At 67.1% G+C, this 9,078-nt stretch carries 9 protein-coding genes; 5 read left to right on the forward strand and 4 right to left on the reverse strand.

Going from position 1 to position 9,078, the window contains the following annotated elements; genetic code table 11:
- Positions 1-229: 229 nt before the first annotated feature.
- The gene (locus Q7V45_RS21850) at positions 230-1,045 is read left to right on the forward strand and encodes a universal stress protein (protein WP_304856044.1); all 816 of its coding nucleotides are present in this window, start codon (positions 230-232) and stop codon (positions 1,043-1,045) included.
- A 51-nt stretch (positions 1,046-1,096) separates the two neighbouring features.
- Entirely contained in the window at positions 1,097-1,276 is a 180-nt protein-coding gene (locus Q7V45_RS21855) for a hypothetical protein (protein WP_304856045.1), read from the forward strand.
- A 100-nt stretch (positions 1,277-1,376) separates the two neighbouring features.
- Here Q7V45_RS21855 and Q7V45_RS21860 read toward each other — a convergent pair whose 3' ends face one another.
- The 3 genes from Q7V45_RS21860 to Q7V45_RS21870 are packed head-to-tail and all read right to left on the reverse strand — an operon-like array spanning position 1,377 to position 3,160.
- The gene (locus tag Q7V45_RS21860) at positions 1,377-2,285 is read right to left on the reverse strand and encodes a hypothetical protein (RefSeq protein ID WP_304856046.1); all 909 of its coding nucleotides are present in this window, start codon (positions 2,283-2,285) and stop codon (positions 1,377-1,379) included.
- A complete protein-coding gene (locus Q7V45_RS21865) occupies positions 2,282-2,686 on the reverse strand; it encodes a phage holin family protein (protein ID WP_304856048.1) in 405 nt (134 codons plus the stop codon). The genes Q7V45_RS21860 and Q7V45_RS21865 overlap by 4 nt, the downstream gene beginning before the upstream one ends.
- A gap of 9 nt (positions 2,687-2,695) precedes the next feature.
- Positions 2,696-3,160: a hypothetical protein gene (locus Q7V45_RS21870; protein WP_304856049.1), complete on the reverse strand. Its 465-nt coding sequence runs from the start codon at positions 3,158-3,160 to the stop codon at positions 2,696-2,698.
- A 229-nt stretch (positions 3,161-3,389) separates the two neighbouring features.
- Here Q7V45_RS21870 and Q7V45_RS21875 point away from each other — a divergent pair, with 229 nt between their 5' ends.
- Positions 3,390-4,877, forward strand: a complete 1,488-nt coding sequence (locus Q7V45_RS21875; protein ID WP_304856050.1) for a glucan biosynthesis protein — start codon at positions 3,390-3,392, stop codon at positions 4,875-4,877.
- Positions 4,878-4,905: 28 nt separating this feature from the next.
- Positions 4,906-6,696: a glucans biosynthesis glucosyltransferase MdoH gene (gene mdoH / locus Q7V45_RS21880; RefSeq protein ID WP_304856052.1), complete on the forward strand. Its 1,791-nt coding sequence runs from the start codon at positions 4,906-4,908 to the stop codon at positions 6,694-6,696.
- Here mdoH and Q7V45_RS21885 read toward each other — a convergent pair.
- Positions 6,689-7,357, reverse strand: a complete 669-nt coding sequence (locus tag Q7V45_RS21885; RefSeq protein WP_304856054.1) for a glutathione S-transferase family protein — start codon at positions 7,355-7,357, stop codon at positions 6,689-6,691. The two genes, mdoH and Q7V45_RS21885, sit on opposite strands and share 8 nt — an antisense overlap.
- Positions 7,358-7,431: 74 nt before the next feature.
- On the opposite strand from Q7V45_RS21885, the gene Q7V45_RS21890 reads away from it, so the two are divergent.
- The gene (locus Q7V45_RS21890) at positions 7,432-8,811 is read left to right on the forward strand and encodes a M17 family metallopeptidase (RefSeq protein ID WP_304856057.1); all 1,380 of its coding nucleotides are present in this window, start codon (positions 7,432-7,434) and stop codon (positions 8,809-8,811) included.
- Positions 8,812-9,078: the final 267 nt, after the last annotated feature.

A 9,078-nucleotide genomic window follows, 5' to 3' on the forward strand; every position in this document is an offset into this window, starting at 1 on the left:
CTGCTCGTCGTTCCGGCGCGGGCCTTCCCGACGACCAGACCCATGGGCTGGTACCTGCGCGAACAGTCAGGCGGCACATTGCAAGACCGCGCTGCCGAATCGCACGATCGCCCCGGCGCGGGTCGAGGATTTCGAGCGTGGTGCGGTCGAACGCGGCGGTCTTCGGTGTGCTCGCTGACGGCCGGTTCGTGCTAATTCCCCCGTCAACGACGGCGGGGGGAGACGGAGCATGTACAAAACCATTCTGGCGGTTTCCGAGGGTGGGCCCGACGCGGCCATGTCGTTCCGCCTGGCTGCCCGGATCGCCGCCCTGTTCGATGCGACCGTCGACGCGGTCCACTTCTCGGAGGTGCGCCGGGGCGACGCCGACATCGCGCTCCAGTCGATGCCTTTTCTCAAGTCCGACTCCGACACGCGCGTCGAAGGCCGCGCCCGCGAGTCCGAGCGCGCCTATCGCGAGCTGATCGCCTCGCTTCCGGGCGCCACGTTCAGCGGCTCGGGACTGACGCGCGCGCGCCTCGTCGCCATGGGGCGCGAATCGAGCCTGCTGCTGCTCGGCCGGCCGGGCGCCGATCCTGAAAACATCGCGCCCGAGACTGTCCAGGCCGCGCTCCACGAGTGCGCACGGCCCGTGCTGATCGCGCCGCCGCACCTCGGCCCCCGGCCCATGTCATCGGTCGTCGTCGCCTGGAACGGCAGTGCACAGGCCGCCCGTGCCGTCGGCTACGCCCTGCCGTTTCTCGCAAGGGCCGAGAAGGTGACGATCCTCGTGGCCGGCGCGGCGCCCGACACCGTCGGCACGCCGTTTCTCGTACGCATGCTCGGGCGTCACGGCATCGTGGCCATGGTCGAGACGATGGATCCGGGGGACGTGTCGGGCCGCGCCCGCGGCCGGGCCTTGCTGGATTACACCCGGGAGAAGGGCGCCGGCCTGCTCGTCATGGGGGCCTACGGTCACCGCGGGCTGTCGAATTTCCTGGGGCTCGGCGGCGCCACGTCCAAGGTGATCGCTTCATGCCCCGTGCCGCTTCTGGTGGCGCATTGAACGAAAGCGAGAAGGTTCGGACTCCGCGCCGGAAGACCTGTACAAGGAGCGATGAGCAACGAAGCATTCGGCAAGCACATGGTGTGGACGGTGGACCCGCGCACCCAGTCTGAAATCGGCATCGGCTATTCGAGCCTGGTGGAAGCCCAGGCGGAGGCCGTCAAACTGGAGCAGGTGGGCTACAAGATCCTTCGGATCAGCCCCATGACGCTGCCCAAGCCCAATTCCTGACGAGCGTCCCCGTCGGGGGTTCGAACCCCGATCCTCCTGGATATGACAAAGCCGCCCCCTTCGCAGGGGGCGGCCTTCGTTGAGGCGAGGCTGTTCGAGCCTAGGCAGACCGTGGGGGCGAAGTCGGCACCATCGTGTCGACCACCTTGCCGGCCATGTCGCCGACCTTGTCGCCGAGATGCGCATCGGCGAGCTGCTCGGTGACCGTGTCCTTGGCGGTTTCGATGACGTCGCGCCCCTTGTCGATCGCCTCGGCGCCCACCTTGCCCAGGACCTTCCGCTCGGCCTGGGAGACCGGCAGCGCCGCGCCGAAGATCGCGCCCAACGCGGTGCCGATCGCGGCAACCAGGATGGGTTGCTCTTCCAGGAGCTTCGACACGGCCTGCCTGGTATCCGTGGCCAGACGTGACGCATCCTCCTCGAGATGGTGCGCGGCGTCCTGGCCGTCATGGACCAGTCGCCTCGCCTGATCGACCTGGTCGCCAGCCCGCTCGCGCAGATCGTCCGCGGTGCCGTGCAGCGAGTCGGCCGTCGCGGCGGCGGTCTTCTTTACCGAGTTCGCGGTGTCGGTCGCGAGTCCCGTCACCTTGTCGGTCACCTTGCCGGCTATGTCCGAGACCTTGTGGCCCGCCTGACCTGCCAGCGACTTCGCCGTATCGGCAGCGGTACCCGCGGCGCTCTTGACTCCGCTTGCCGCTGCGACCGCGGCGTCGGCGCCAGCCGAGCTCGCCGTGCGGATCGCGCTGGAGGCCGACGACATCACGTCGGCGCCGGTCGTCTTCGTCAGCATCATGGTGAGGCCGGCGCCTATCAGCAGTGCGGCGCCGGGATTGCTGCGCGCTGAATCGGCCAGGCTCTTCACCAGGGTCAGGCTGCTGTCACGCAGGACACCGACCAGCTCGGCGGAGAGCGCCGAACTGGTCATGCCGTCGCGCAGCTGGCCGAGCGTGTTGGACAGGCCGGCGCGCTGAGCCTCGGCCTCGCGCTGGAGTTGGGCGCTCTCTCTCATGTCAGGCTCTCCTTCGCCATGCGGGCGTCGTTCTGAAGGGACGTGATGGTTCGGGTCGGGGTCGGGTCGACGGCACCGATCGTCTTCGTGCCGGCCAGCAGCACGATGATGCCGCCAACGGCGGAGCCGCCGGCAACGATCAGGATCGCGATGGTGGGGCTGACCCCGCTCTCAATGAGGGCGGCCACCAGCGCCTGAAGCACGAGGATGACGGCGCCGATGATGAATACGGTCCCAATCAGCATCATGACGAGACCGCTGACGACGCTGGTCTTCAGCGCGTCGGCCTTTTCCCCCAGTTCGACCCGGGCGAGGCGGATTTCGGTCTGGATGAGGTCGGCGCTACGACCGAGCGCATCGGTAACCAGGGCGACGACGCCCGGCCTTTCTGTAGTGTTCATGCACGCCTCCTAGACGTCGATGCGGCCGACATTCGGCTCGTTTGCACGCGGTCCGGCCGTCTCGGTCGAGGCTCCCATGCCCGCCTTGACGATGCGGGCGAGCGCGAAGCCTACGATGGCCGAGCCGGCCAGCAGGGCGAGCGGCTGGCGCTTGCCGAAGTCGGTGGCGATCGTCAGCAACTCGCCGGCCGACTTGTCGCGCAGGTCGTCGGCCAGACGGTCGATGCGCTGGCCGGTCGAGCGCACGTACTCGGCAACGGCCGGCGACTGATCCTCCAGGGATCCGGCGAGCGTGGCGGCGGTCTTGCCCAGAGCCGCGACGGCGGCGGCGCCGCTCTCGGCAGATCGGCCGGCCAGTTCCTCGGCCTTGCCGGAGAGCGCCGTCTTGATTTCGGAAGCCGCTGCGCCGAGATCCGGCTTCGTGTTCCTGGAGTCGTCGGGCTTTGGGGTGGTGTCCTGGCTGGTATCGGGCATCGTGTGGTTCTCCCTCGACGATTTCGTCCCGGCGGAACGCCGTGGTGATCGCGGTTTGCCAACGTGCGCTTCCCCAACATCGTTCCCCGAGTATCGAGGACAGGACGATCATGTACCGTGGCGAACGGAACGGGAGTGCACTGCGCGGGCGTGTTCACGTTGCGGCGGGCAACCGCATCGATCCTTGCTGCGTTCGGCTCGTCGTTGCACCGTCGCATGAGGGATTGCCGTGGTCCGTTTGGTTGCGTTGCTCGTCGTGTTCCTGGGAACCAGCCTCTCGACGGCTCAGGCAAGCGAATTCTTCGACAAGCTGATCGATCGGGCGCGGCACTCGGCGACGCAAGCCTACACAAAGGAAGCGCCGGTCCCGGATACGGCCAAGCTGGGCTACGACGCCTATCGCGGCATTGGCTTCCGGCCGGAATCTATCCTGTGGCGCGACAGCGGGAGGTTCCACGTCGAGTTCTTTCCGACCGGCTTCCTCTATCAGACGTCCGTCAAGATATACGTGATCGGTCGCAACGGCCCTTCAGCAACTGCCAGTGCAGCGACGGCCCTCTCGCCCTCGCCGGAGATGTTCGATTTCGGCACCGCCAAACCACCGGCGAAGGTCGGCTTCGCGGGTTTCAAGATCACCAATCCGCTGAACGGGCAGAAGTTCGACGAGATCGCTTCGTTCCTGGGCGCCAGCTACTTCCGGCCGATCGGCGAAGGGCAGGCCTACGGCGCCTCGGCGCGCGGGCTGGCGATCGATACCGCCCAGCCGCGGTCGGAGGAGTTCCCCGAGTTTCGGGAATTCTGGCTGGTCGAGCCGGCGCCGGGCGACACGTCGATGATCATCTACGCACTGCTCGAATCACCGGGGGCCAGCGGCGCCTACGCCTTCACCGTAACGCCGGGGGCGCGCACCACGGTCGATGTCGATGCGCGTCTGTTCATGCGTCACGGCGTTTCGATGCTGGGCATCGCGCCGCTCACCAGCATGTTCCTGTCCGGCAAGTCCGGTCCCTGGCGCGACGACTTCCGGCCCGAGGTTCATGATTCCGACGGGTTGGCGCTCCTGACCGGCGAAGGCGAGCGGATCTGGCGGCCGCTCCGCAATCCCGGCTCGCTGCAGGTCTCGTCCTTCGTCGACAACAATCCGCGCGGCTTCGGCCTGCAGCAGCGCGAGCGCCGCTTCGACCGATACCAGGACGGCGTCGCGAAGTATGAGACCCGTCCCAGCCTGTGGGTCGAGCCCAAAGGCGACTGGGGAGAGGGCGAGGTACGTCTCGTCGAGATCCCGACGCCGTCGGAGTACCACGACAATATCGTGACCTTCTGGGTCTCGCGCTGGCCGGTCGAGAAAGGCGCGGCGCTGGAATATCGCTATCGCCTCTCGGCCTTGAGCGACGAGGCGGCCTTCTTCCCGGAGCCGCGCGTCGTGGCGACGCGTCAGGCGCCGGTCGACGGCAACACCAAGGCGCGGCGCTTGGTGGTCGAGTTCGAGGGCGACACTTTGGCCCAGCTGCCGGAGCAACGGCTGGTGGAGTCCAACGTAGAGGTCAGCGGCGGCAAGCTGCTGCGGGCCGAGATCGATCGAACACCCGACTCGACCAACCGGCGCCTGTTCATCGACGTCGAGCCCGAGAGCCGCCGCGCCGCCGAGATTCGCGCCTACCTGACCGTGGACGGCAAACGATTGAGCGAGATCTTCAGCATCCAGCTTCGACCCTGATCGAAGTTCGCGCACGGAGGCGCGTCCGATGAAAGACACCGAACACCGCACGCACTGGAACCTCGACCGCCATGCCGGCCGTCACGCCTGGCGGCGGCTTCTGCTGTTCGCCTTGGCCGTTGGGACCACAGCCGGCGGCGTCCATCTGCTGGCGACGGCGCTCGGCCCGCAGGTGCCCTACGGGCTGGTCATCGCGCTGCTCGCCGTATTCGCCCTGGGCTTCGGCTGGATCACCCTCTCGTTCTGGGCTGGCCTGATCGGCTTCGTGCTGAAGCTGTTCGGCCTGCATCCTCTGTCGCTGCGGCGGCGGGGTGCCGGGGATGGCGAGGTGCCGGCGTTGCGCGGCCGCACCGCGATCCTCGTGCCCGTCTACAACGAGGCGCCCGACGAAGTCTTCGCCCGCCTCACCACGACGTGGCGTTCGCTGGTGGCGACCGGCCAGTCCGACGCCTTCGAACTGTTCGTGCTGAGCGACACGACGAACGACGCGATCGCGATGGAGGAAGCCGTGGGTATCGAGGCGCTGCGCCAGCAGCTGGGGATCGGGGAATGCCTGCACTGGCGCCGCCGCACGAGGAATGTCGGGCGCAAGGCCGGCAACATTGTGGACTGGCTCGACACCCATGGCGCCCGCTTCGACCACATGATCGTGTTCGACGCCGACAGCGTGATGTCGGGGGACACGATGGTGCGGCTCGCGGCGTTGATCGAGGCGAGCCCGCGCACCGGCATCATCCAGACCCATGCGGTCGCCATCGGACGCGAGACGCTGTTCGCCCGCGTGCTGCAATTCTCATCGCGCCTCTACGGCAGCATGCTGGCAACGGGCCATGCCTTCTGGCAGATGGGCGAGGCCAACTACTATGGCCACAACGCCATAATCCGTGTCGCAGCCTTCTCGCAGCACTGCCGCCTGCCCGTCTTCAAGGGCCGCGCGCCGTTCGGCGGAGAGATCCTGAGCCACGACTTCGTCGAGGCGGCCTTCATCCGTCGCGCCGGCTACTTCGTCTGGAACCTGCCGACCCTCGGTGGCAGCTACGAGGAGCTGCCGACCAACGTGATCGACTATGCGGTGCGCGACCGCCGCTGGATGCAGGGGAACCTGCAGCATGCACGGCTGGTGCCCGCGCGCGGCCTGCACTGGATGAGCCGTCTCCACTTCGCAATGGGCATCATGGGCTATCTCGCCTCGCCGCTCTGGCTGGGTTCGCTGCTGCTGAGCGCCGCCATCGTGCTGGAGCACGAGATCGTCGGCCCGGTCTATTTCGGCAACCTGCCCTCGCTGTTTCCCAACTGGCCGCAATACAATACCGGCCATGTCCACGGGCTGTTGCTTGTGACGGCGCTGATGCTGTTCCTCCCCAAGCTGCTCGCCATGGTGCTCGGCCTGTTCTCGCCGGCGCCCGCCTATGGCGGCCGGCTGGCGCTGATCGGCAGCGTTTTGCTCGAGACGCTGTTCTCGATGCTGCTGGCGCCGGTAATGATGCTGTTCCACTCGGTGTTCGTCCTGAACATCCTGGCCGGTCGCGCCGTCGGCTGGCCGCCGCAGGAACGCGGCGATCGCGGCATGTCGTGGGATCTCGCGCTGGGGCGTCACCTCGGCCAGATCCTGCTGGGCGTCGCCGCGGTCGCGGTGATCGGCTACTGGGTGCCGTCGTTCCTCTACTGGCTTCTGCCGGTGATTGTGGGGCTCTTGCTGGCCCCGGTGCTCGCTGTCTATTCCAGCCGCCGCAGCCTCGGCGTCGGCGCCCGCCGCTGGCGTATGTTCATGACGCCCGAGGAACGGCAGGACAAGACGCCGAGCCTGCCCGCTACTTGAACTCGTACTTGTCGATCAACCAGGGCTCGTGCTCGGCGGCGTCGATCCATTCCTTCATCGCGGGATGGCTGAGCAGTGCCTTGCAATAGGCGTCGGCGTCAGTGTCGAGCGTGACGTTGTAGCTCTTGAAGCGGGTCGCCACGGGCGCGAACATCGCATCGGCCGCGCCGAAGGTGCCGAACAGGAACCCCTCGTCCTTCTGAAACGCGCCGGCAAAGCGCTTGCGGCAATCGCGCCACAGGAAGGTGATGCGCTCGATGTCGGCGCGCACGCCGGGCGTCATGCCCTTGCCGGAATAGGAGGCGCGGATGTTCATCGGCATGTTGTCGCGCAGGTCGACAAAGCTCGAGTGCATTTCGGCCGAGATCGAACGGGCATGGGCCCGCGCGGCGGCCGAAGGCGGCCACAGGCCGGCCTCGGGCTTGAGGTCGTTCAGGTACTCGGCGATGGCGAGCGAGTCCCATACCGCGAGGCCACGATGCAGCAACACCGGCACGCGTCCCGACGGCGAGTGCTTGCGGATCGCCGCCTGCGTCTCGGGCCTGTCGAGTGGCACGACGATCTCGTCGAACTCGATGCCGGCGATCCTGGCCATCAGCCAGCCGCGCATCGACCACGACGAGTAGTTCTTGTTGCCGATCACGACGGTGAATTCGGCCATGCACGCCCTCCTTGCCAGCCATCGAGTTTGGCCGGCAATGTTAACCGTTCTTCATGAATAATGTGAGCATGGCCATGTCGCTGCCGTTCGTCGACCGTTCTTCTTCTTCCTTGCCCCTGCAGTTTGTGGGTCAATTGCAGTGGGGTGCCTGGCTGAAGGCGCAGTCCGTGACGCGGCGTGCCTGGATCGAATCGCTGGGCATCCCGGGATCGCCCGGCGATGTCGTCGTGTTGCCGGGAGATGACGGCAAGGCTTCAGGTGCAGTGCTTGTGATTCCGAATGCGCCGACCCTGTGGGATTTCGGTGCGCTGGCGTCGAAACTGCCGGTCGCGACGTGGCACCTGGAGGGCGAGACCGCACCGGTTTCGATGACCGACGTCGCCGTGGCGATCGGGCTCGGCACCTGGAAGTTCGAGCGCTACCGCGCCACCAAGAGCAAGGCGGGACCGCGCTTCGTGTGGCCCGCCGATGCCGACAAAAAGCGCGCGACGGCCACGATCGAGGCGATCTCGATGGCGCGCGACCTGATCACCACGCCGTCCTCCGACATGGGCCCGGCCGAACTGGCCGCCGCGGCGCAAGGCCTCGCCAAGACGCACAAGGCCAGGGTGAAGGTGCTCGTGGGTGACGATCTCCTGAAGCAGAACTATCCGACGATCCATGCGGTCGGCCGCGCCTCGGCCCGCGCGCCGCGCCTGATCGACCTGACCTGGGGCAAGGCAAGCCACCCCAAGGTGACGCTGGTCGGCAAGGGCGTGTGCTTCGATACCGGCGGCCTCGACCTCAAGCCCGCCGCGGGCATGCTGATGATGAAGAAGGACATGGGCGGCGCGGCGACGGTGCTCGCGGTCGCGTCGATGATCATGGCGACCGGCCTGCCGGTGCGGCTGCGCGTACTGGTGCCGGCGGTCGAGAATTCCGTGTCGGGCAATGCCTTCCGCCCGATGGACGTGATCACGACGCGCAAGGGCATCACTGTCGAGATCGGCAACACCGATGCCGAAGGCCGCCTGATCCTGTGCGATGCGCTGCACGAGGGCGCGTCCGAGAAGCCGGCGATGATGATCGATTGCGCGACGCTCACCGGTGCCGCCCGCGTGGCGCTGGGACCGGACCTGCCGGCGCTGTTCTGCAACGACGACATGCTGGCGAACGCGCTGATCGCGGCGGGCGAGGCGGTGACGGATCCAATGTGGCGGATGCCGCTCTTCCCGCCTTATCGCCGCATGCTCGACAGCAAGGTGGCCGACATCAACAACGTCTCGGCCGGCGCCTTCGGCGGCTCGATCACCGCCGCGCTCTACCTCAAGGAATTCGTGCCCGACGATGTGCCATGGGCCCATTTCGACATGATGGCCTGGAACAACAGCAGCCGTCCGGGTCGTCCCGAGGGCGGCGAAGCGCAGGTCGCCCGCGCGATCTACCGCACGGTCGCGGACAGGTTCGGGAAGTAGTCGAGAGACCCCCGAGCCCAGAAAGCAGAGCCGGTCATCTCAGGGCGGGGGTTACCCCGCCCGAACCGAAGCACCGAAGGTGCGGAGTGGAGAGATCTCCTCTCTACTGAATGTCGGCTTTTGGAGGAGAGAAGGTCTCTTGTGTGCGGCGCTGGTGCCATGATGTGCGAACGGGCGGCTGCTCCAACAACCGCCCGTCGCCGGATCTGAGCCCGTAGGTCTCCAAGGCCTGAGCCTGTAGTGGAGCGAGGGACAGGTCCGGTGTCT

The sequence above is a fragment of the Reyranella sp. genome (genome assembly GCF_030651995.1).
Classification (GTDB): domain Bacteria; phylum Pseudomonadota; class Alphaproteobacteria; order Reyranellales; family Reyranellaceae; genus Reyranella.

Coding starts and splice junctions, on each gene's coding strand:
- Q7V45_RS21850 (WP_304856044.1), top strand. CDS start 230: ATGTACAAAACCATTCTGGCGGTTTCCGAGGGTGGGCCCGACGCGGCC.
- Q7V45_RS21855 (WP_304856045.1), top strand. CDS start 1,097: ATGAGCAACGAAGCATTCGGCAAGCACATGGTGTGGACGGTGGACCCG.
- Q7V45_RS21860 (WP_304856046.1), bottom strand. CDS start 2,285: ATGAGAGAGAGCGCCCAACTCCAGCGCGAGGCCGAGGCTCAGCGCGCC.
- Q7V45_RS21865 (WP_304856048.1), bottom strand. CDS start 2,686: ATGAACACTACAGAAAGGCCGGGCGTCGTCGCCCTGGTTACCGATGCG.
- Q7V45_RS21870 (WP_304856049.1), bottom strand. CDS start 3,160: ATGCCCGATACCAGCCAGGACACCACCCCAAAGCCCGACGACTCCAGG.
- mdoH (WP_304856052.1), top strand. CDS start 4,906: ATGAAAGACACCGAACACCGCACGCACTGGAACCTCGACCGCCATGCC.
- Q7V45_RS21885 (WP_304856054.1), bottom strand. CDS start 7,357: ATGGCCGAATTCACCGTCGTGATCGGCAACAAGAACTACTCGTCGTGG.
- Q7V45_RS21890 (WP_304856057.1), top strand. CDS start 7,432: ATGTCGCTGCCGTTCGTCGACCGTTCTTCTTCTTCCTTGCCCCTGCAG.